Below are 22111 nucleotides of genomic sequence, written 5' to 3'. Positions count from 1 at the left end.
TGCATCGGTTCGATCAGTTTGCTGTGTTTGCGCTGTCCGCGAGACTCGCACGCACGCGGTAGACCAGGTTTGGGTCCTTGTCGACGATGGTCCAACTGGCCCATTGCCCCGTCGCCACCTTCAGACCCGGATGGCTCGCGCTCACCTGGCGCGGTTGCGGCGGCAGTTTGCAGCCGGTGTCGGTTTGCCGCGCGGCGTTTTCCTCGAACGTTTCCTGCGCTTCGATCGACAGTGTGACGCCGCTTGCATCCGCCTGCAGCGGCGAGACGGTCAGCGTGCGCGCCAGATCGATACTGCCGGCGGGCTGATCCTTGCAGCCGACGTTATGTTGCACGATCTTGTGATGCGTGTCCGTGCGCGCCTGGCCGACGGTAGTGGTACCGTCGAACGCGTCGATTTGCTGGCCGTCGCGCATGACTTGCAACTGCCATTGCACGACCTGCTGCGCCGGCCGTTGTTGCGCGCTTTGTTGTGCGCTTTGTTGTGCATTCGCAAGCAACGACGTGCCGAGCAATACGGCCGCGATACTGGTTTTCCACATAGAAGAAGTCTCCGGTCACGAGATCCGGCAGCGTAGCCAGAGGGCCATCTTACCCCTGATGGGCGCAACGCCTTTCTGACACTTCAAACGGGGCCGGGTTCAGCAACAATCCATTTCAGATAAGGCTGGGAATCCCCAAAAACAACCCGCTGTTAGCAGCAGAGCGGCACGACTGCTGGCTTGCACGCCAATATGGCCTCGTTACACTGGACCTGAAACGGTGCCCACCAGGCGCCGCAACAGCAAGACCAGCCAGACGGGGTGAGCGATGACAACAGCAATGGTCAAACAGGAAATCGCCGTGGCGTCTTTCAGCAGGGTGTACGACCTCGATCAGGTCGAGACCGCGCTGAACGATCTCGGTGAAGGCGCGAACGAGGCACTGCGCGCGACATACGAAAAGATGCTGAAAACCGGCAATATGCGCTTTTGCGTGAAGCCAAACCGCATGCCGTCGATCGACGATCTGATCGACGCGCTGCCCAACTTTTCCGCGCCGCTCGACGACATCCGCAAGCAGGTCGCCTTGTGTCTGGAAACAGAAGACAGGCTCGAACTGATGCCGATCCTCCTGCTCGGCGACCCCGGTATCGGCAAGACTCACTTCGCCAAGCAGTTGGCGCGCCTGCTCGGCACCGCGTATCAATACGTGGCGATGAGTTCGTTGACGGCGGGCTGGATTCTCTCGGGCGCCTCGTCGCAGTGGAAGAACGCAAAACCGGGCAAGGTGTTCGATGCGCTCGTGAACGGCAGCTACGCGAACCCGGTGATCGCGGTCGACGAAATCGACAAGGCCACTGGCGATTCGCAATACGATCCGCTCGGCGCGCTGTATGCGCTGCTCGAGCACGACACGGCGCAGACCTTCATCGACGAGTTCGCCGAGATTCCGATCAATGCCGGCCACGTGATCTGGATCGCGACCGCGAACGACGAACGCTCGATTCCCGAGCCGATCCTGAACCGGATGAACGTGTATGAGATCCCGCCGCCGGATCACGACGGCGCGCGCCGTATCGCGCAGGCGATCTACGACGAGATCCGCTGCGCGCACAACTGGGGACTGCGCTTTCCCGACGTGCTCGGCGACGCCGCACTCGATGCGCTAATGCGGGCATCGCCGCGGGAAATGCGCCGCGCGATTCTCAACGGCTTCGGCGCGGCGCGAATCGATGGGCGGGATCATGTCGAAGCCGGCGACATTCGCCTCGACCACGGAAACCGGCGAAAACCTATTGGTTTTTGAGCATTTTTGCCACTTTTTCGTAGAAAAGCCGCCGCTGGGCGGCTTTTTTATGGCCGAAGCCGGGAATCCGTGCCCGAAACGCGGTGAATGCCGTGGCAATTGTTGCTATTAATGCGATGCTAAGTTGTAGTCAATCGATCTAGCTTTTCGATAGTCAGGGAATAAACTGAGCCCCCAACGAGATGACATCCGCGCGACACGCCAGACGTTACTCAGCAACGTACAGAACCCCAATTCAACGACTATTGGAAACCACCATGATGCGAACGGCTTCCCTCGCTTTGCTTTTCTCCTCCACTATCGCCGCACCGGCCTTCGCGAGCGGCTACGGACCGGCGGCGTCGTATCGTCCCGAAGTCGCCACGTACACGCAACCGAGCGGCGTGACCCGCGCGCAAGTGCAAGCCGAGGTCGCGCAAGCTCGCGCAGCCGGCGAGTTGAACCAGAATCCGTACGCGCCGATTTCAGCCGATAGCGTGAGCGCGACGCCCGACAACGGTCCGAAGACCCGTGCCCAGGTGAAGGCTGAGTTGGCCGAAGCTCGCGCCAACGGTCAATTGAGCCTGAATCCGAACGCGCCGGCTTATCAGCAGGAACTCGCGGTCGGCGGCTACACCGTGCCGCGCGCGCAAAAGACCCATGTGGCGGAAGCTGCGCATCGAGGCGTCAGCACGCAGGACTAAGCGCCGGCCGTCCCGCAAGCACCGCGGCCCGACCGGGCCGCGTGTCAATTCACCGGCCACGCGAAGAAGCGAGCGCGGCGACCCTCGACGGCGTACACTAATTAGTCCGGCCGCTACGTTTGAGACCCGCTCAAGACCGCATGCCCGCAGTCATTGCCGACTGCGGGCATTTGTGTCTGTACGGCGTCGTACAATTTTACGTAGCGGTTGCGAATGGACAGGAGCGTTCGGCAGCGAGCGGTGGACGGCACGCGACAGCCGCACCCTGTCTTCATCTTGATCGGGTGAACGAGGTAGCGCGCGGCGAGGTTGGCCGCGTCAAGGGACATGGACCAAATCGAATGTGTAGTGATCGGCGCCGGCGTGATCGGTCTCGCGGTGGCGCGCGCACTGGCGGCGCGAGGCCGCGACGTCATCGTGCTGGAGGCGGCCGAAGCAATCGGCGTGGGCACCAGCTCGCGCAACAGCGAGGTGATTCACGCGGGCATCTACTATCCGCGTGGCTCGCTCAAAGCCGGGCTTTGCGTGCGCGGCCGCGAGATGCTCTACGACTACTGTGTCGAGCGTAACGTGCCGCATTCACGCTGCGGCAAATTGCTGGTGGCCACTTCGCGCAACCAGATTCCTCAGCTCGAAAGCATCATGGCCAAAGGCCGCGACAACGGTGTGCTCGACCTGATGCGAATCACCGGCGACCAGGCGCAAGCACTCGAACCCGCGCTCGAATGTGTCGAAGCGGTGTTCTCGCCGCAGACGGGCATCGTCGATAGTCATCAGTTCATGCTGGCGCTGCAGGGCGACGCCGAACGCGACGGCGCGGTGTGCGCGTTTCACTCGCCGGTCCAGGCGATCGAAGCGAGCAATGGCCGCTTCATCATCAAGGTGGGCGGCGATGCGCCGACCACGATCAGCGCAGCGTGCGTGATCAACAGCGCCGGTTTGCAGGCGAACGCACTGGCGCGCAAGATCCGCGGACTCGACGCGCGGCATGTGCCGCCGCTCTATCTCGCGCGCGGCAACTACTTCAGCATCTCGGGGCGCGCGCCATTCAGCCGCCTGATTTATCCGATGCCGAACGAGGCGGGCCTCGGCGTGCATCTAACCATCGACCTCGGCGGCCAGGCGCGTTTCGGTCCTGATGTCGAATGGGTCGATGCGATCAATTACGACGTCGATCCGCGTCGCGCGGAATCGTTTTACGCGGCGATTCGCGCCTATTGGCCGGCGCTTCCGGACGATGCATTGCAGCCCGCGTATGCAGGGATTCGTCCGAAGCTTTCCGGCCCCGGCGAACCCGCTGCCGACTTCGTGATTCAAGGTCCGGCCGCGCATGGTGTGCGTGGACTCGTCAATCTGTTCGGTATCGAGTCGCCGGGATTGACGGCGTCGCTTGCGATCGCGCAGCGAGTGTGCGAGTTGAGCGGACGCGCGTGATTCACGCGGTTCGCGCCAACGGTTTCGCTGCGAGCGCCTCGACTCGCGCGCGGTTTGCGCATCGCGTGTTTCATCGCAAAGTGCTCACCTCGCATGCGATCGATTCGCATTCCGCGCGACATTCAGCCGCGCGGCCGTACCAATTCGGTTATCTCTATCATTTGGACCGTCACGCGCGACGGCTTCATTGCTATCCTTGAGAACCGCTGTCACTAGAACGGCGATCAGTTCAATAGAAATGGAGTGAGTCCCCATGAAACCTTCCCGTCGTACGTTTTTGATCACCAGCATTGGTGTGGCGTCCACCTTTGCGTTGTCGCGCCAGGCATTTGCCGACGCACCGAAAGTCGCCGAATCCGATCCGACCGCGCAAGCACTCGGCTACAAGGAAGACGCCACGAAAGTCGACAAGGCGAAATTCGCCAAGTACGCACCGGGCCAGGACTGCGGCAACTGCAGCTTCTACCAGGCCAAGCCGACCGACCCCTACGGCGGCTGTCCGATGTTCGCCGGCAAGCAGGTTGCGAGCAAGGGTTGGTGCAGCGCATATAACAAGAAGGCCTGATTAGCCATCAGCCGCACACGCACTCAGTGTTGCGCGAAATGCGCCGCAACATGGCGGTGCGCATTCGAGGCCCAGTCATTCAGGCGTCTGCCACCCCGCGCGGCAGACGCCTTTTTGCTGCTTGAAAACCGCTTGTGCGCTCTTTACACTCCAAGGCGACCTCTACGGCTCGCGCTCTTTTTTCTCGCTCGCGCTAATACGGCATTGCACTAAAACGACGCACCACAGGATACTTTTGGCAGGCTGGAGAGTCGAATGAAACCAGCGTCAAGGAGCCTTCATACGCGAGCCGTCGTCGCGGCTGTGATCGGCAATGCACTCGAGTGGTACGACTTCACCGTGTTCGGTTTTCTGACGGTGGTGATCGCGCAGTTGTTCTTCCCGGCCGGCAACGACTATGCGTCGCTGCTCCTCGCCACCGCGACGTTCGGCGTCGCTTTCGTCATGCGGCCGATCGGCGGCATCGTACTCGGACTCTACGCGGATCGCGCGGGACGCAAAGCGGCGTTGTCGCTCGTCATCGCGCTGATGACGCTCGGCATCCTGCTGCTGGCGATCGCACCGCCGTACTCGGCGATCGGCATCGGCGCGCCGTTGATGATCGTAGTCGGACGCTCGCTGCAAGGCTTTTCCGCCGGCGGTGAATTTGGCAGTTCGACGGCGTTGCTGATCGAAGCGGCGCCGTTTTCGAAGCGCGGCGTCTACGGCAGTTGGCAGATGGCGAGCCAGGCGGCGGCGCTGCTGCTCGGCGCACTGGTGGGCGCATTGATCACGCGCGGACTGTCGCCCGAGGCGCTGAAATCCTGGGGCTGGCGCGTGCCCTTCATTCTGGGTTTGATCATCGGGCCGATCGGCTTTTATATCCGCCGGCATCTCGCGGATTCGGAAGCGTTTCTACTCGCGCAAAAAACCGCGCGGCGCGCGACGCTCGGCGAAGTTTTCAGAACTCACACCCGTGACGTGCTCTGCGGCCTCGGCTCGGTGATCGCGCTCACGGTGACGATCTACGTCCTGATCAGCTATCTGCCGACCTTCGCGGTCAATCAACTCAAGCTGCCTTACGCGCAATCGTTTTACGCGGTGATCGTCGGCAATCTGCTGTTGACGGTGCTGTCACCATTGACCGGCGCATGGTCGGACAGGATCGGGCGCAAGGGGCTGTCGTTGTGGTCGCTGGTGATTACGCTCGTGATCATCTATCCGCTGTTCGCGTGGCTCGCGGCGGAGCCGAGCGTGTCGAAACTGATTCTCGTGCAGGCGTTGCTGTCGATCACGCTCTCCGGTTATTACGGACCGTTCGGCGCGCTGATCGCAGAGTTGTTTCCGGCGAACGTGCGCTCGACCGGCTTATCGCTCGCCTACAACATCGCGGTGATGGTGTTCGGCGGCTTCGGGCCATTCGTCGTGACATGGCTCATCAACACCACCGGCTCGCCGCTCGCGCCGATTTACTACGTGATGGGCGGACTGGCGCTGTCGATCGTCGCGGTGGCCTGTATTCCAGGCAAGCGCCACGCGGATCTCGACGCGCATCGCAAGCCCGCTTGAACGGCGCCTGAGTTTCAATCAGGTTTTGCTGCCGGCAGCAGACCATTTCCGCTACTTCGCTGCGACACCCTCTCCTAAACCGCTCGTCTAGTTGCGTGCCTGTATCAAAGGCGGCCGCTTGTCGAACCACGGCCGTGCCGTTTCGAGCTGCGCGGCCAGACGCAGAAGCGTCGCCTCGCCGCCGTCGCGCGCGGCAAATTGCACGCCGATCGGCAGCCCGCGCGCATTCCAGTAGAGCGGCACCGACATCGCCGGCTGGCCGCTCAGGTTGAACAGTTCCGTGCAACCGGCCCACGTGAACGCCTTGTTCGACGCTTCCATCAGCACCTTCTTCATCAGCGCTTCGAGAGGCATGGTGGTGACGGCGCGCATCTGCATGCGTTCCGCCGACGTGGGCTGCATCTCGCCGATCTTGATCGGCGGCGCGGCGAGCGTGGCGCACAGAATCACGTCGTAGCGATTCAGCAGATCGGTGAGCAGCCCGGTGATGCGGCGTTGTTCTTCGAGCGCGGCGGGCAGGCCGCGCTCGCCGAGTTTGCGGCCCACATGCGCCATCGCCCACGTCGAAATTTCGAATTCGGCGCGCAGCGGTTTGCGGCCGCTGATGCGCTCGGCATTCAGCACCAGATCTTCCGCCGTCACGGACCAGAGCGTGAGGAATGCGTGGCGAACCGCCGCGAAGTCTATGCCGAGCGACACCGGTTCGATGTTGTGGCCGAGCGAGCTGGCGAGTTGCGCGGCGTCTTCGAGCGCGGCGCGCGCGTCGGCGGAAAGCGACGGTGCGAGCATCGGCTCGGTGACGTACGCGATATTCAGCGGTTTGCACGGCTCGCGGCTCGCGCTCAGAAACGTGCCCGGCGCGCCGAGCGGCCGGTCGGCATTGCCGCCAAGCAGATCGAGCAGCAGCGCACTGTCGCGCACACTGCGCGACACCGCATGATCGACGCCGAGTTCACCGGCCTCAGCCTCCGCGGTCGCACGCGGCACACGTCCGCGTGAAGGTTTGAGGCCGAAGAGTCCACAGCATGACGCCGGAATGCGGATCGAGCCGCCGCCGTCCGATGCATGCGCGAGCGGCACGATGCCGGCGGCAACCGCCGCCGCCGCGCCGCCGCTCGAACCCCCCGGCGTATGGTCGAGATTCCACGGATTGCGGCACGCGCCGAACAGTTCGGGCTCCGTATAAGGCATCTGGCCGAGTTCGGACGTGCTGGTCTTGGCGAAGATGTTGAGGCGGGCCGCTTTCGCCAGCGCGACCACCGGGGCGTCTTCGGTGGGAATGAAGTGGCGGTAGTGGCGGCTGCCCATGGCCATGCGCAGTCCGGCGACCGGCGCGCCGAGGTCCTTGATCAGATAGGGCACGCCGGCCAGCGCTGTTTGCGCGCTGACGCCATCGGCGTTGTTTGCGCCGTTCGCACGGCTCGCGTCGTCGCGTGAAGCGCGTTGACGGGCTGCGTCGTAGTCCTTCAGGACAATCGCATTGATCGCGGGATTGACGGCTTCGGTGCGTGAAATCGCAATGTCGAGCAACTCGCGCGCACTTGCTTCGCGCTTGCGTATCAATTCGGCGAGGCCGGTGGCGTCATGAGCGAGATAGTCTGAATGCACGACGGATGAGCCCTCGCTATCGAGTGTTGAACCGGCCGGCGGTCCATGCGCGCGCTGAACCGCGCCGCGAGGTTTCGTCGCCCGGATTGATTGCCGCACATGGAAAAGACGGCGTGCCACAGACACGCCGTCTTTGAGAGAGTAACTGAGTTATGCGCGCGAGTTACTGACGCACATGAAAAGCGCCAACAAAAAAGCGCAATTGACGCGCGCTGATAAGCGTCGCGAACAGCGGCAGCAATCAGCGCGCCAACTAAAACCGCGCGTTACAGACGTTCGCCGAGGAAGGTCAGCGTGCGGCCATGTGCCAACGCGGCGGCGCGCTGGTTGTACGACGCGCGGTCCGAACAGTTGAAACCGTGATCGGCATTCGGATAGATGTGGAATTCGGCGTCGGTGCGCCCAGCGAAGCGTTCCTGAATCTGACCGACGGCCGACAGCGGGATATGCGCGTCGAGTTCGCCGTAGTGAAATTGCATCGGCACTTTGACCTTTGCGGCTTCGTCGAGCTGGTTCTGGATGCCGCCGCCGTAGTAGGCGACCGCGCCGTCGAGCGTGCCTTGCGCCGCGGCCAGATACGCGAGCCGGCCGCCGAAGCAAAAGCCGATTGCCGCCACCTTGCCGGTCACTTCCGGCATGGCGCGCAGTGCGGCTGCGGCTGCGCCGATATCGGCCACGGCTTCATCGACCTTGAGTTTCTGCATCAGTTCGATGCCCTTCTCGCGATCGGCGCCGTCGTACGTCAATTCCACGCGCGGTTGCACGCGCCAGAACACGTCCGGTGCGAGCGCGACGTAGCCGTCTTGCGCGTACTGATCCGCGACCGAACGGATATGGCTGTTCACGCCGAAGATTTCCTGAATGATGATGACCGCCGGTCCCTTGCCGCCTTTGGGCAACGCCAGGTAGCCGCCGAAACTGTCGTTACCGGCGGGAATGTCGATCCATCGGGAAGTGGTGCTCATGTTGCTCTCCATTGACTCGCGCGCGGCTGCGCGAGGTCGGTCTGAATGAATACCAGAGGCTTCAATACCTGAAGCGGGGCGGTCAGTTTGCCATCAAAAGAAACGCCCTGCAGCGTGGCCCCGCGAAGCGGAAATCTCGTAAGGCGATTGAAACGTTCTCGATAATTCATTTTTCCCGTGCGGGCCGCCTCGGTACATTGAAGCGTATCGGCTCGCTAATGTCGCGAGCGCATTGACGGGAAAGGAAATCATCATGAGTGAAGGCAGTTTTGTGACGCCGTTTGCGGAGCGTTTCGGGTTGCGCGTGCCGGTCGTGCAGGCGCCGATGGCGGGCGGCGCAACGACGCCGGCGATGGTCGCCGCGGTATCGAACGCGGGCGGTCTCGGTTTTCTGGCGGGCGCGGCGCTCTCGCCCGAGAAGATCGCAAGCGAAGTCGCGGCGATTCGCGCGCTGACGGATCGTCCGTTCGGCGTGAATCTGTTCGTGCTCGAGCCGGCCACGCCGGACGATGCGACGGTGCGTAGCGCGCTCGAAACCATCGATCCGTTGCGCCACGACCTCGGTTTGCCGCCGGGCGCACCGCTCGCACGCTACGCGCCGGACTTCCGCGCGCAACTGGACATGTTGATCGAATTGCGCGTGCCGCTGGCGAGCTTCACATTCGGATTGCTGCCAGCCGGCGACGTCGCCCGGCTGCACGCCAACGGTCTATATGTAATAGGCACGGCGACGCATGCCGCCGAAGGTGTGGCCTGGCGCGACGCGGGCGCCGATGCGATTGCCGCGCAAGGCGCGGAGGCCGGCGCGCATCGCGGCACATTCATCGGTGCATTCGAAGACGCGCAGGTCGGCACGATGGCGCTCGTGCCGCAGCTCGTCGACGCAACCGGGCTGCCGGTGCTCGCCGCCGGCGGCATCATGGACGGACGCGGCATCGTCGCCGCGCTCGCGCTCGGCGCGCAAGCCGCGGTGATGGGCACCGCGTTTCTCACCTGTCACGAGAGCGCGATCCCGCAGGCATGGAAAACCCGAGTGCGCTCCACGTCCGACACGTCGACTTCGGTCACGCGCGCGATTACCGGCCGCCATGCGCGCGGCATACGCAATCCGCTGATGCAGCGGTTGAGCGAAGCGGCGCAGAAGATCGCGCCGTATCCAGTGCAAAACGCGTTGACGCAGGAGCTGCGGCAAACCGCGAGCCGTGCGGAAAACGGCGACTATCTCTCGCTCTGGTCAGGCCAGGGCGCGCCTATGGGCCGCGCCCGCCGCGAAGGTCTCGGCGCCGCCGAACTGATGGGCCAACTCGAACACGAATGGCGCGAGGCGACGGCGCGCATCGCCGCGTTCAAACGCTGATTCAGCACGATCCGGACGGGGTCCGGACGTGCCTCCTTTTCAAGCACGAAGCCTATTCGGATGATTAACGGTTTAACACGCTAAAAGCTTTAGGCCGTGCTGTTAGACGAAAGCCTCACATAGCGGAAACCCGCATGGGCTGGTGCTTTCCAGTCTCTCTTTCCAGCCGGAATCAGCGCCTGTTGGATAAACGCTATTAGTGTTCATCCCACTTCCTCAAAAAAGCCCCACAAATTAATTTGATGGCCTACACTTGCGCGCAAGTACGGTTTGCCGCCTGCCACAAACAGTCCGGCGAGCGTGCTGGCCAAGTGCATGAACGATGCAACCGGCGTGGTCGTCCACGGGACTGAGCGACACGTGTTGGGGAAGCGGGGGCACAGGGCGATTACGTTGTTTTTGGGACCGAAACTGGAGACTTACATGAACATCAAGATTCAAAAGCTGTTGCCGATCAGCGCTGCGGCGATGCTGTTCGCGACGTTGGCAACTTCGGCTGCAGCCGACACGGTCGTCAAGATCGGTCACGTTGCACCGCTGACCGGCGGTATCGCTCACCTGGGTAAAGACAACGAAAACGGCGCGCGCCTGGCAGTTGAAGAAATCAACGCCAAGGGCCTGACGATCGGTGGCCAGAAAATCACGCTGCAACTCGATCCGCAAGACGACGCAGCCGACCCGCGTACGGCAACTCAAGTCGCACAGAAACTGGTCGACGATAAGGTCGTCGCGGTGGTTGGCCACTTGAATTCGGGCACGTCGATCCCGGCTTCGAAGATCTATAGCGATGCTGGCATCGTGCAGATCTCGCCGTCGGCAACGAACCCGGCCTACACGCAACAAGGTTTCAAGACGACGTACCGCGTCGTCGCGACCGACGCGCAACAAGGTCCGGCACTGGCTAACTACGCAGCGAAGGGTCTGAAAGTGAAGAGCGTCGCGATCGTCGACGACTCGACCGCTTACGGCCAGGGTCTCGCAAACGAATTCGAAAAGACCGCCAAGTCGCTGGGCCTGAACGTGATGTCGCACGACGCGACGAACGACAAGGCTGTCGACTTCCGCGCGATTCTGACGAAGATCAAGGGCGAAAACCCGGACGCGATCATGTACGGCGGCATGGACGCCACCGGCGGCCCGTTCGCCAAGCAAGCCAAGCAGCTCGGCTTGCGCGCGAAGGTGCTGGCAGGCGACGGCGTGTGTACCGACAAGCTGTCGGACCTGGCTGGCGACGCAACCGACAACATCGTCTGTTCGGAAGCCGGTATGGCGCTCGAAAAGATGGCTGGCGGCTCGGCGTTCCTCGCCAAGTATCAGAAGCGTTTCGGTCAGCCGATCCAGATCTACGCTCCGTTCACGTATGACGCTGTGTACATCATCGTCGACGCTATGAAGCGTTCTAACTCGACCGATCCGGCGAAGATCCTGGCAGCGATGCCGAGCACGGATTACAAGGGTGTGATCGGTGAAACCACGTTCGACTCGAAGGGCGACCTTCAGCACGGCGTGATCTCGCTGTACAACTACAAGGCAGGCAAGAAGACGCTGCTCGACGTAGTGAAGATGTAAAAATCGCGTGACCGAAGGCAGCGTGTTGTCTGTCTTCGGTTGCATGAGAAAAGAGGCACGCGCGCCGCGAGGTTCGCGTGCCTTTTGTTTTGCGGATTCTTTTTGCCGATCCGCATTGCTCGGAGAGACTGCCGTGACCACCGTGACCCGTTCGTTCGACGATGCGTGGCGCCGCTGGATCGCCGAGAATCTGCTGCTCGACGCACCATCGTCCGCGTTGCATGGCGCGCTGGTCGGCCATGGTTTCGACGCGGCGGATGCCACGCGAGAAATCGATGCAGCGCTCGCGAGTCCTTATTTTCACGGTGCAACACGTCTGCGCAATCGTTTGCGTAAGCGCGAATGGATATTGTCGGTGTATGGCGAGCTCAATCGCATGCGCGCGGCGAGCGGTGTAATCGAACGGCGCGAACGTTTATCGCGCGACGCGTTCTTCGAGCAGTACTACTTTCAGAACCGGCCGGTGATCATCACCGGCGCATTCGATTTCTGGCCTGCGCGTTCGCGATGGAACTGGGATTACCTTCGCGAACGGTGCGGCGATTGTGAAGTGGAAGTGCAGTTCGGCCGCGAAACGGACGCGAATTACGAAATCAATCAGCTCAGGCTCAGACGCATGATGCGCTTTGCCGATTATGTCGATCTCGTCGAGCGGAGCGGGCGGACTAACGATTTCTACATGACCGCCAATAACACCTCGCACAATCGCGCGGCACTCGCGGCGTTATGGTCCGATGTACCGCCAATCGACGAATATCTCAACGCCGCGTCTCCCGACACCGGTTTCTTCTGGATGGGACCGGCCGGAACAAAGACGCCGTTTCACCACGACCTGACCAATAACTTCATGGCGCAGGTGATCGGCCGCAAACAGATCAAACTCGTGCCGCTGTCTGACACGCCATATATGGCAAACCATCTGCATTGCTATTCGCAAGTGGACGGTGGCGCGATCGACTACGACAGTTTCCCGTCCATGCGGCAAGCGCAGTTGATCGAATGCACTCTCGCGCCCGGTGAATTGCTGTTTCTGCCGATTGGCTGGTGGCATTACGTGGAAGGACTGGATGCGTCGGTGACGATGACGTTCACCAATTTTCTCCGCAGTAACGACTTCTCGCGTCACTACGATACGTATCACGAACTGTGACACGCGGATAAAAGGGCGCTGCTTTCACGCGGCGCCGGCGGAATGTGATGCTGGCGGCGATTGCGCGGATAAAAAACAGCGAGCCGGTTGCCGGGCTCACCGCCCCTTCGAGGCTTGTTTTTCCGCGCCGTTACGGTCAGCGGTGCGCCGAGACCGGTTGTGTCGCCCACGGTTTGGGTCGTCTGCGCGAGCGTGCTGGTGATCGGCGTGATCGCGGTGTCGACGTAACGTAAAGCGAGCGCGTTTCGCTTGGCGCCGCACGCACCGAAGCAGCAGCGGCGCGCTTTCGCATCATCAGATCTTCAAACGCCGCAGCACCTTCGGACCGACGAGCGCGATCAACGCGGAACAGATGGCCACCACCGACAACCCGATCGGCAAACTGGTCACCTGCGTCACCGCGCCGATGATCACCGGCCCGAGCAGCAGCCCGAAGTACGCCAACCCGGCAACATGTGCGAGTCCTTCCGCCGCATGAATGCCTTTGACGTTCGCCGCCGCCGCGAACAGCACAGGCATCATGTTCGCCAGACCGAGGCCCATCAGCGTAAAGCCGATCAGCGCGACAACCGCATTCGGCAGCAACAGCGCGCCGACCATCCCGACGCAGGCGAGCGTCGCGCTTGCCATCACCAGTTGCGGCGCGCCGAAGCGGGCGCGCACCGCGTCGCCGGCAAAGCGCGCGGCCGCCATGCCGCCCGAGAATGCCGCGTAGGCCGCGCTCGCGAGCGCGGGCGTGGCCAGCACGACGTCGCGCATATAGACGGTGGCCCAGTCGTACATCGCGCCTTCCGCGATCAGTGCGACCAGCGCCATCGCGCCGAGCGCCCACAACGCCGGCGAGCGCCAGCGATTGGCGCGCGGCGTGGCGGAGTCGGGGTGATCGGCGTGCGGCACGTGCGGCAGCACGGAAGGGCAGGCGGCGATCAGCACGAGCGCACTGACCGCGGCAGCCAGCACGAGATGCACCGCCGGCGCCATGCCGCGCGACAGCAGCGCGCCGCCGACCGCCGCACCGAACATTCCGCCGACGCTGAACATGCCGTGCAACGACGACATGATCGGCTTGCCGAGCGCTTTCTCGACGGCGCTGGCCTCGGCGTTCATTGCGACATCGAGCGTGGCCATGCCCGCGCCGAAGGTGGCCAGCACGACCAGCAGCAGCCAGTAAGTGGGCACGACCAGAATCAGCGCCGCGCATACCGCCATCACCAGCCCGCCGGTGAGGCAGGCGCGGCGCGTGCCGACCCGCGCGATCCACGAGGCATTGGCCGCCATCGCGCCGATCGAGCCGCCCGCCACGGCCAGCAGCGCAACGGAGAGCAGCGCCGCGTTCAGGTGGAAACGGTCGCGCACCGTCGGTACGTGCACCCCCCACGACGCGTACATCATGCCGGCGATGAAGAACACCGCCATCGTGGCGATACGGGCTCGCTGCCGGGCGGTATCGGACAGGTCGCGGTGAGCGGCGGGAAGGGTGGCGAGTTCGGAGGAGCGGTCTGACACGGAAATCTCGAGGAGCGCTGACGCGGGGAAAGCGCGTTGAAAGCGAATTTCCGATTCTAACGAAGCGTGCTGTCTTATGCTTGGAAGGCGGAATCCGCATTTTTGCGATTGTTTGGCCCGGACGTGACAGGCGTTGGGCGTGTGTTGGGCATTGTGGTCCGCTGGCCGGTCTTTTTGTGATTCGCCGCACATCTATCGAGGAACGCGCACTTGAATATTCCCGCTCACGCTCCGCTGCATCTGCTGCACACGGCCGCTGTCGGCACGCTCGCCACTCACGCGCGCCAGCCGGAAGGTTTTCCCTATCCGTCCGTGCTGCCGTTCGCACCGGACCCGCAACATCGTCCGACGATCCTCGTGAGTCGGCTGGCCGAGCACACTCATAACCTGCACGCCGACCCGCGCGCCGGTTTTCTGGCCGTCGACGCTCCCGACGGCGACGTGCTGAGCGGCCAGCGTGTCACCTTGCTAGGCACCTTCGAGCCGGTCGACTCGACGCCCGAGGTGGTGCAGCGCTATCTGCGCTATCACCCGGACGCGGAGCGCTACCTCGTGCTTGGCGATTTCACGTTCTGGGCGATGAGGCTCGAGCGGCTGCGTTATATCGGTGGCTTCGGCGCGATGGGATGGCTCGCCGGGGCCGAACTCGATCCATTGCCGCCACTCGGTTTCGATGAAGAGAACGCGCTGATCGCGCAATTCGCTAGCCATTCCGGCAGCAAGGGCGAATTTCAACTGCTCGGTGTCGATCGATATGGCGCCGATGTGAAACTGAACGGTGCGCGCAGCCGTTTTGTCTTTGACGACGCGAAACTCGAAACCGAAACCTTGCACGCGGCGCTCGAAGATTGCATGCAGCGCTAACATGAATTAGATTTTTTTACCGCCGTTTGGGGAAAACACTCATGCGTAATAACAGCGCAGAACGGCTGTCGCAATATGTTACGAAGTTTCATGTTAAAGCTCTCATGGCGTGAAATGTTGGTGCCAAATCACTATCTTAATTTTCATCTTTTGATAGTTAATCCCATAATTACTCATGCCAACTGCGTTTTTCAGCAAAATGCGAAATCAGCTATTTGAAAGGGAGTGGTGTAACGCGGTGGCGGACGGAAATTTTTTGAAACGAATTGGGATTAATTTAACGCGCGCGCTTTTGTAATCTTTCTATTTTGTGTTAATCTCGCCGTCAAATTCCGAGGCATGATCCACCTTCAAAGGGCAAGCTGGCTTAAGACTGGCAGTCATTTATCCAAACCACAAAGGGAACCTATGTCTTCCTACAAGGAACTACTCGCTCAGCGCGAGAAGCTCGAAAAGCAGATCGAAGAAGCGAAGTCGCGCGAATACGCGGAAGTGTTGAATGAGATCAAGCAGAAAATGACCGACTACGGCATTTCTCTGACAGAACTCGGTGGTGGTCGTGCCGCCAAGGGGGCTAAAGCCGCGCGTCCGCGCGCAGGTGTCGCACCGAAGTATCGCGACCCGGATAGCGGCAGCACGTGGTCTGGCCGTGGCAAGCCGCCCCGCTGGATCGCAGGTCTGGATCGCGAGAAGTTTCTGATCCAGAAGTAATGCTTCTGGCAAGCCGCTTTTGCCGGCCCCTTTGCCAGCAACTAATGCCTCTGGCCGTTAAGTAATACGAATAGCTTCAATCAGATGCACCTATCGCGTCTGCCGTTGCAAGAGAGAACCGCGTACCGTCGAGGGCGCGGTTTTTTATTGCCGCGTCCAATGCCGTGGGTTTTTATCGCGTGAACTTCATCCAACTTGAACGCGAATGCTTTTCGTTTAGATAAGCGGCTGATTTAAAAGGAATTTTTTAGGTATCTCCAGCGCGTTTCGAGATGCGCCGAGTAGAATGTAGGGATTGAACTTTTCATTCCGCTTCAGAGATGCCTGCCGCCGCCGCTGCCCAATCCGCCGAAAAACATCGCGTTGCGCGCAAAAGTACCTTTGTCAGTATTGCGCTCAATACAGTGTTGATGACGCTGCAAATCGTCATCGGCGTGTTTGCTCACTCGCAGGCATTGGTCGCCGACGGTGTCCATTCGCTCGCCGATCTGATTTCCGATTTTGTCGTGCTGTTTGCCAATCGGCACAGTGGCGCAAAGCCCGACGCGGATCACAATTACGGGCATAGCCGGTACGAAACCGTGGCGTCGTTATTTCTGGGCGCGCTTCTGATCGCGGTAGGTGTCGGCATGTTATGGCGGGCCGGAACGCGTCTCGCCGATTTGCAAAGCATCCCCGCCGTCCATATGAGCGCGCTCGCGGTCGCGGTGCTAGTTCTGTTTTCCAAAGAGGGTCTGTTTCGCTACATGCTGCGCGAAGCGCAACGCGTGCGATCCGCCATGTTGATCGCCAATGCGTGGCACGCGCGCTCGGATGCGGCGTCGTCGCTGGTGGTCGCGATCGGTATTGTCGGCAGCCTTGCCGGCGTGCGGCTGCTCGATCCGATTGCCGCGGCGATCGTCGGCTTCATGGTGGCGCGCATGGGCTGGATGTTCGGCTGGGACGCGCTGCAGGATCTCTCCGACCGCGCGCTCGACAACGCCGCCTCCGCCGACATGCGCGCGCTGCTGCTCTCGACGCCCGGCGTACGCGACGTGCACGAAATGCGCACGCGCAAGATGGGCGACTTCGCGCTCGTCGACGCGCATATTCTGGTCGATCCGCTGATCTCGGTATCGGAGGGGCATTACATTGCCGAGTCGGCGCGTTTGCGCGTGCTGACGGACAACCGCGTGCTCGACGCTTTGATTCATGTCGATCCCGAGAACGATGCGCTTGCGCGTCCGCCCTTCGATCTGCCTACGCGCGAGCGGGTCATCGCGGAAGTGAACGCCGCCTTGGCGCCTCACGGCGTAAAAGCGGCGGCGGTGAATATCCACTACCTGAGCACGGGACTGGATGTCGAAGTGGCGCTGCCGGCCGCGTTGTCGTCGCGCGCGCTGGACAGCGAAACGCAACGCGCTGGGCGAGTGGATCTGGCGGCGCTGAAGGCACGCCTGGGCGCGCGCAAAGTGGACCTGCTACTGGAATTGGACGCGCTGTCCGCGGACGCCGATCCGGCGACGCTCGACCCAAAGGCCGGCGGGGCTCTTGAGGAGCGCGCGAAGGCGACCGAACCGCACAGCGCCACCTGACGCCCGCGGCGCCACTCGAGCATGCTGCGGCGTGGTGCCGTTAAGCCATCAACGGATCACAGCGGCAATTGCGTGTCGAACTTGATTTCGCGCAGCACGACGCTCGTACGAACCTGGGCGACGGCGGGAATCTTGAAGATGCGTTCGTGCAGGAAGCTGTCGTATGCCTTGATATCCGGGGCGACGATCTTGAGAATGTAGTCGGATTCGCCGGTCGTGCTATAGCACTCGGTGACTTCCGGGCAGGTGGCGATTTCCCGCTCGAACTGTTCCACGCCGCCTTCGGTGTGCCGCGTGAGGTGAATATGCGCGAGGGCGCACACGTGCAGCCCGAGCTTTTCCCGATCCAGCAGCGCCGTGTAGCGCTGGATGACCCCCGACTGTTCCATGTCCTTAATGCGCCGCCAGCATGGCGTGCTCGACAGGCCGACCTGGTCGGAAATTTCTTGCACCGAGCGGCGTGCGTCGAGCTGCAATAGGCGCAGGATTTTTTGAGAGAACGTATCGAGTGTCAACTGCGCCTCCGTTTGCGTCGCCGTATCAACGCATGGTAGAGGGCGCGAAAACGAAACGCAATGTAAAACGGGTTCGACGAGGGAGATTACCTAATTTGCCGGTTCCTCAGCGGCGTTTTGTCCTGTGCCGTCCCCATCTCTACCCGCTGCGAGCGTGATCGCCTGACTTGCGCGCAGATCCTTCAACATGTTGCAGAAAAGCGCGCCTTGTTCGATCGCGTCGTCCAGCGCGACATGCGTGTGCGGATGTTCGTCGAACCAGTGCTTGGGAAAGCGCGGCTTGATGTTCTTGCGGTACGGCAGCCCGGTCATGGCGAAGGCCAGTGTCTTGATGTCGAGCGCCGACCACGAAAACGGACAGCGGCCGACAAACCGCATCATGTACCAGAACATATAAGTGAAGTCGAAGCCGGCCGGCATTGCCACGAACACCGGTTTGCCCGGTAAGGCTTCGACCCAGTCGACATACGCCGTCAATGCGGCCAACGGTGTCTGCAACTCCTTGCGGCAGGCTTCCCACGCTTCGGGCTGCGTCTTCCACCACGCTTCCTGCACGGGATGCGCCTTGGCTCCCTCGAGCAACTCGAGATTCGCCGAGAAGGTGGCGATCAGTTGCTTGTCTTCGGTATAAGCAGCGGAGGCGAAACTGAGCATGGAATGCGGACCGGGAATCGGGCCGTCCGCTTCGACATCGGTGCTCACGTAGATTTCGCTGCTCATGCCTCGACTCCGTCGGCGACGTACGGATTGGTGCGGCGCTCAGCGCCGAACGTCGAAGTGGGACCGTGGCCCGGAACGAAGGTGATGTCGTCGCCGAGCGGCCAAAGCTTTTCGCGGATCGAGCGCACCAGATCCGCATGATTGCCACGCGGAAAATCCGTGCGCCCGATCGAGCCGGCGAACAGCACGTCGCCCACCAGCGCGAGCCGATGCGGGCGGCTGACGAACACCACGTGGCCCGGCGTATGGCCCGGGCAGTGATACACATCCAGCGTTTCGTCGCCGAACTGCACGGTCTCGCCGTTCTGCAACCAGCGATCCGGTTCAAACGCTTCGGCGGCCGGAAAGCCGAAGCGCGTGCTTTGATCCGGCAGTTTGTCGAGCCAGAAGCGTTCGTCGGGATGCGGGCCTTCGATCGGCACGCCGTAGTGCGTGGCCAGCGTCTTCGCGCCCGCGCAGTGATCGATGTGGCCGTGCGTCAGGAAAACTTTTTCGACCGTCACGTTCTGCCGCGCGATTTCGCCCTGGATGATGTCGAGGTCGCCGCCCGGATCGACGACGGCCGCGCGTCCGGTTGCCTCGCAAACGAGCAGCGAACTGTTTTGCTGGAACGGCGTGACGGGGATCAAGGTGACTTTCATGGATGACGGCGCCGCTGGAAAAACGTTGATTGTACCGGCCTCTCGCCCACGTTCGCCGAGGCCGCCGAAGCCCCGGCGCAGCGGGCTTTGCGCTGCTCATTTTTGCAGCAAGAGTGAAAATTCATCAAGGTTTTCAGTCGCTTGTCATCCCGAAATTCTGTTTTAGGTATAATGCACTCCATGCACAGGGAATTGTGCTGCCACAGGGCGATGCGTCCCCATCAAAAATGGGCACGCGGATTGCCACTCAAGTATGGGCTGTCGCACTTTTGGACGGCCATCAAGTATCGATGCATTCGATGCACACGTCTTGCCCAGCCAGGCGCCGCGCGCCTGCTACGGACTTAACTGCCGTGACGCTGGGTGGGGCCTACGCCGCCGTTCCTGCACGCTGAGTTTCGCGCGCAAGAACGTGTTTGCCACGTTCGATGGCGGCATGTGGGGTCTGGTCAGGCTGCCGGGGACAGGTTGCGCCAGACGTGAAAATTAACCGTGCGGTAGCGGCTGAGTGAGCCGCATCCGGGCTTTGACGTTCTGCGCTCGTCTGCGCGGCGCGTTGTCGTCCATTGCCGCCGGAGTCGCAGGCAACACGCTCAACTTTGCGTGATGCGGCTCGACAATGTGATTGCACGTCTTATGAAAACTCGGTTATCCCGTGGTCTGGGGACTCTTTTTGCCTTTTTTGTGCTGGCGGGTTGCGCCACGCCTCCGGGCGCTAGCAACACGTCGGAAAGCGGCGCGCCGCAGAGCACGAAATTGACGCAAGCGGGCTCCTTCGGACCGCAAGCTTACGGTAGCGCGCCGGCCTCCGACGCGACCGCCAAGGGCTCCTCGCTGGCCGACGCAAAGCCTCTTACGGATGATGGTTCCGGCATTTCGGACTTTCATCAGACCGGCCGCGCTTCGTGGTACGGCCGCGGCTTCCATGGCCGCCGTACCGCCAACGGCGAACGCTACGACATGCACGCGCTGACCGCGGCTCATCGTACGTTGCCGCTCGGCTCCTATGTGCGCGTGACCAATCCGGCCACGTCGCGCTCGGTCGTCGTGCGTATCAACGACCGTGGTCCGTATGCGCGTGGCCGCGTGATCGATCTGTCCATGGCCGCTGCCTCCGTGCTCGACATGCGCCACGCCGGCACGGCGCGGGTGCAGATCGAAGGGCTCACGCAGCAGGAAGCACGCGACGCGCGTAATGAAATGCTGGCATCGAACTCGGATTCGAGCGCCCAGAAGTGATGTAACGGCGGCGAGCGCGGTCAGGCGCGCTCCTCGTAGCGCCGCGCAGCACGGCGGCCGCTTGGGGTTGTGTCCGCAGAAAAACGAAGGGCCGCATTGCGCGGCCCTTTTCATTTGTCTGTCAGGCTTTACTCTTCGTCTTTCTTCAACGCCAAGGCGCGCGTGTACAGCGCGTTGCGCGACGCTCCGGTGATGGCTGCCGCTACTTTGGCCGCGCTGCTCACCGTCAACTCCTCCAGCAGAATGCCCAGCAGCGCGTCGTGATCGTGTTCGCCGGCGGCTTCCGGCTGCGCGCCTTCCACCACCAGCACGAATTCGCCGCGTTGCCGGTTCGGATCGGCGGCGAGCCACGTTGGCCCTTCGGCCAGGGTGCCGCGGTGCAGCGCTTCATGTAACTTCGTCAATTCCCGTGCGATGAGCAGCTTGCGCTCGCCGCCGAATGCGTCGGCCAGTGCCTGCACCGTTTCGACGATCCGATGCGGTGCTTCGTAGAACACCATCGCGTGAGGATGGGTCGCGAGCGGCTGTAGCGTCGCGGCGCGGGCCTTTGCTTTCGGCGGCAGGAAGCCGAGGAACGAGAACGTTGCGACCCAGTCGCCGGCCGCGCTCAACGCGGTCGCGAGCGCGCTTGCGCCGGGTAGGGGAATAACTGGAAATCCGGCTTCACGGACCGCGTCGACGAGTTTCGCGCCGGGGTCCGAGATGCCCGGCGTACCCGCGTCGGACACATAGGCCACGCGTTCGCCTGCTTGTAGATGCTCGATCAGGCGCAGCGCCGCGGCCCGTTCATTGTGCTGATGCACGGCGACGAGCGGCTTCGAGATGCCGTAGCGCGCGAGCAACTGACCGGTGTTGCGGGTGTCTTCGGCGGCGATACGGTCCACCAGTCCGAGCACGTGCAACGCGCGCAGCGTGACGTCGGCGATGTTGCCGATCGGCGTGGCCACCACATACAGCGCGGAGGTGGGGTACTGCTGCCCTTGCGCGAGTTCGGAGAGAGGAGTCATGAGGCAGAAGACGCAAACAGACGGAACGAGGCCGCCATTGTGCCACGCAGTGTCACGCGGCCTGCGAGGCCCGCGCGGCGGACCGGCCATGAGCGCGACGGCGCCGATCGGTGCCTTCGCCACGTCGCACAACTTTTCGGGACGCGCCGGGTCCAAACTCGTCGGTGCGGCTTTCGAGGCGCGTGCGCAGGAATTTTTGCAGCGCCAGCGTTTGCGGTTCGTCGCGCGCAATGTGTCGTGCCGCGGCGGCGAGATCGATCTGGTGATGCGCGAGCGTGACGGCGCGCTCGTGTTCGTCGAAGTCCGCGCGCGTGCGCAACGCCGATATGGTGGCGCTGCGGCGAGTATCGGGTGGCAGAAGAAGCAGCGCATCGTACGCGCCGCGCAGCATTTTCTGGTGACCCGTGTCTCGCACTTGCGGGATCAACCCGCGTGCCGGTTCGACGTGATTGCGTTCGAAGCCGGCCGGCTCGTGTGGTTGCGCGATGCGTTCCGTGCCGACGAAGTCTGACGCCATGCGCGGAGAACGCGCGTGAGTGCGATAAACTTGCGCTCGCGTGCAGGCCACGGGGCAGCGTCGACAACGCAGGAAGCAGCGCAATAAGCGATGGTTTGCGCGCTTGCATCGCGTTGCTGGCCAGGTTCATCGGAGCGGCACGACTTCACAT

At 62.3% G+C, this 22111-nt stretch carries 21 protein-coding genes; 13 read left to right on the top strand and 8 right to left on the bottom strand.

All coding sequences use genetic code 11. The features are described 5' to 3' along the window. Positions 1-13 precede the first annotated feature (13 nt). On the bottom strand, positions 14-541 hold the full coding sequence (locus tag P0D80_RS31580) for a hypothetical protein (protein WP_132376357.1): 528 nt from the start codon (positions 539-541) through the stop codon (positions 14-16). 268 nt (positions 542-809) lie between these two features. Between P0D80_RS31580 and P0D80_RS31575 the strand changes: the two genes are divergently transcribed. From P0D80_RS31575 to P0D80_RS31555, 5 genes are all read left to right on the top strand, one after another. Then, complete coding sequence (locus P0D80_RS31575) at positions 810-1787, top strand: AAA family ATPase (protein WP_132376356.1); 978 nt, start codon at positions 810-812, stop codon at positions 1785-1787. A gap of 257 nt (positions 1788-2044) precedes the next feature. Continuing rightward, a complete protein-coding gene (locus P0D80_RS31570) occupies positions 2045-2470 on the top strand; it encodes a DUF4148 domain-containing protein (protein ID WP_408289773.1) in 426 nt (141 codons plus the stop codon). 327 nt (positions 2471-2797) lie between these two features. Then, a complete protein-coding gene (locus P0D80_RS31565) occupies positions 2798-3904 on the top strand; it encodes an NAD(P)/FAD-dependent oxidoreductase (RefSeq protein ID WP_132376354.1) in 1107 nt (368 codons plus the stop codon). 253 nt (positions 3905-4157) lie between these two features. Next, positions 4158-4469 carry a high-potential iron-sulfur protein gene (locus tag P0D80_RS31560; RefSeq protein WP_132376353.1) on the top strand — a complete coding sequence of 104 codons (312 nt, stop codon included), beginning with the start codon at positions 4158-4160 and terminating at the stop codon, positions 4467-4469. 255 nt (positions 4470-4724) lie between these two features. Then, positions 4725-6017, top strand: coding sequence for an MFS transporter (locus P0D80_RS31555; protein WP_408180400.1), 1293 nt, complete (start codon positions 4725-4727; stop codon positions 6015-6017). An 87-nt stretch (positions 6018-6104) separates the two neighbouring features. On the opposite strand, the gene P0D80_RS31550 is transcribed toward P0D80_RS31555, so the two are convergent. Beyond that, positions 6105-7625, bottom strand: coding sequence for an amidase (locus tag P0D80_RS31550; RefSeq protein ID WP_408180401.1), 1521 nt, complete (start codon positions 7623-7625; stop codon positions 6105-6107). Positions 7626-7891: 266 nt separating this feature from the next. Next, the gene (locus P0D80_RS31545; protein ID WP_132376350.1) at positions 7892-8590 is read right to left on the bottom strand and encodes a dienelactone hydrolase family protein; all 699 of its coding nucleotides are present in this window, start codon (positions 8588-8590) and stop codon (positions 7892-7894) included. Between the two features lie 253 nt (positions 8591-8843). Here P0D80_RS31545 and P0D80_RS31540 point away from each other — a divergent pair, with 253 nt between their 5' ends. The 3 genes from P0D80_RS31540 (at position 8844) to P0D80_RS31530 (ending at position 12666) form a co-directional block, all read left to right on the top strand. Next, positions 8844-9947: an NAD(P)H-dependent flavin oxidoreductase gene (locus tag P0D80_RS31540; protein WP_408289769.1), complete on the top strand. Its 1104-nt coding sequence runs from the start codon at positions 8844-8846 to the stop codon at positions 9945-9947. Between the two features lie 423 nt (positions 9948-10370). After that, positions 10371-11516 (top strand): branched-chain amino acid ABC transporter substrate-binding protein, encoded by a 1146-nt coding sequence (locus P0D80_RS31535; RefSeq protein ID WP_132376348.1) that lies wholly within the window; start codon positions 10371-10373, stop codon positions 11514-11516. Positions 11517-11649: 133 nt separating this feature from the next. Continuing rightward, positions 11650-12666: a cupin-like domain-containing protein gene (locus P0D80_RS31530; RefSeq protein ID WP_408289766.1), complete on the top strand. Its 1017-nt coding sequence runs from the start codon at positions 11650-11652 to the stop codon at positions 12664-12666. Positions 12667-12960: 294 nt separating this feature from the next. On the opposite strand, the gene P0D80_RS31525 is transcribed toward P0D80_RS31530, so the two are convergent. Continuing rightward, the gene (locus tag P0D80_RS31525; protein ID WP_408180405.1) at positions 12961-14172 is read right to left on the bottom strand and encodes an MFS transporter; all 1212 of its coding nucleotides are present in this window, start codon (positions 14170-14172) and stop codon (positions 12961-12963) included. Between the two features lie 210 nt (positions 14173-14382). Between P0D80_RS31525 and P0D80_RS31520 the strand changes: the two genes are divergently transcribed. The 3 genes from P0D80_RS31520 to P0D80_RS31510 all read left to right on the top strand — a co-directional run bounded on the left by P0D80_RS31520 (position 14383) and on the right by P0D80_RS31510 (position 17321). Then, a complete protein-coding gene (locus tag P0D80_RS31520; RefSeq protein ID WP_408289764.1) occupies positions 14383-15036 on the top strand; it encodes a HugZ family pyridoxamine 5'-phosphate oxidase in 654 nt (217 codons plus the stop codon). Between the two features lie 408 nt (positions 15037-15444). Then, positions 15445-15747 carry an H-NS histone family protein gene (locus P0D80_RS31515; RefSeq protein WP_132376344.1) on the top strand — a complete coding sequence of 101 codons (303 nt, stop codon included), beginning with the start codon at positions 15445-15447 and terminating at the stop codon, positions 15745-15747. A gap of 320 nt (positions 15748-16067) precedes the next feature. Next, positions 16068-17321 carry a cation diffusion facilitator family transporter gene (locus P0D80_RS31510; protein ID WP_408180407.1) on the top strand — a complete coding sequence of 418 codons (1254 nt, stop codon included), beginning with the start codon at positions 16068-16070 and terminating at the stop codon, positions 17319-17321. 56 nt (positions 17322-17377) lie between these two features. Here P0D80_RS31510 and P0D80_RS31505 read toward each other — a convergent pair whose 3' ends face one another. The 3 genes from P0D80_RS31505 to P0D80_RS31495 all read right to left on the bottom strand — a co-directional run bounded on the left by P0D80_RS31505 (position 17378) and on the right by P0D80_RS31495 (position 19197). Further along, entirely contained in the window at positions 17378-17836 is a 459-nt protein-coding gene (locus tag P0D80_RS31505; protein ID WP_012431468.1) for an Lrp/AsnC family transcriptional regulator, read from the bottom strand. A gap of 90 nt (positions 17837-17926) precedes the next feature. Beyond that, a complete protein-coding gene (locus P0D80_RS31500; RefSeq protein WP_408289761.1) occupies positions 17927-18556 on the bottom strand; it encodes a 3'-5' exonuclease family protein in 630 nt (209 codons plus the stop codon). After that, positions 18553-19197, bottom strand: coding sequence for an MBL fold metallo-hydrolase (locus P0D80_RS31495; protein WP_408289759.1), 645 nt, complete (start codon positions 19195-19197; stop codon positions 18553-18555). The genes P0D80_RS31500 and P0D80_RS31495 overlap by 4 nt, the downstream gene beginning before the upstream one ends. A gap of 636 nt (positions 19198-19833) precedes the next feature. Here P0D80_RS31495 and P0D80_RS31490 point away from each other — a divergent pair. Beyond that, a complete protein-coding gene (locus tag P0D80_RS31490) occupies positions 19834-20436 on the top strand; it encodes a septal ring lytic transglycosylase RlpA family protein (protein WP_408289757.1) in 603 nt (200 codons plus the stop codon). Between the two features lie 128 nt (positions 20437-20564). On the opposite strand, the gene rsmI is transcribed toward P0D80_RS31490, so the two are convergent. Continuing rightward, complete coding sequence (gene rsmI, locus P0D80_RS31485; protein WP_132376338.1) at positions 20565-21443, bottom strand: 16S rRNA (cytidine(1402)-2'-O)-methyltransferase; 879 nt, start codon at positions 21441-21443, stop codon at positions 20565-20567. Between the two features lie 88 nt (positions 21444-21531). On the opposite strand from rsmI, the gene P0D80_RS31480 reads away from it, so the two are divergent. Beyond that, on the top strand, positions 21532-21954 hold the full coding sequence (locus tag P0D80_RS31480; protein ID WP_408180410.1) for a YraN family protein: 423 nt from the start codon (positions 21532-21534) through the stop codon (positions 21952-21954). Positions 21955-22111: the final 157 nt, after the last annotated feature.

Source organism: Paraburkholderia sp. RL17-373-BIF-A (assembly GCF_046030175.1).
Lineage (GTDB): Bacteria > Pseudomonadota > Gammaproteobacteria > Burkholderiales > Burkholderiaceae > Paraburkholderia.
This window is presented reverse-complemented; position numbering and strand designations above follow the sequence as displayed.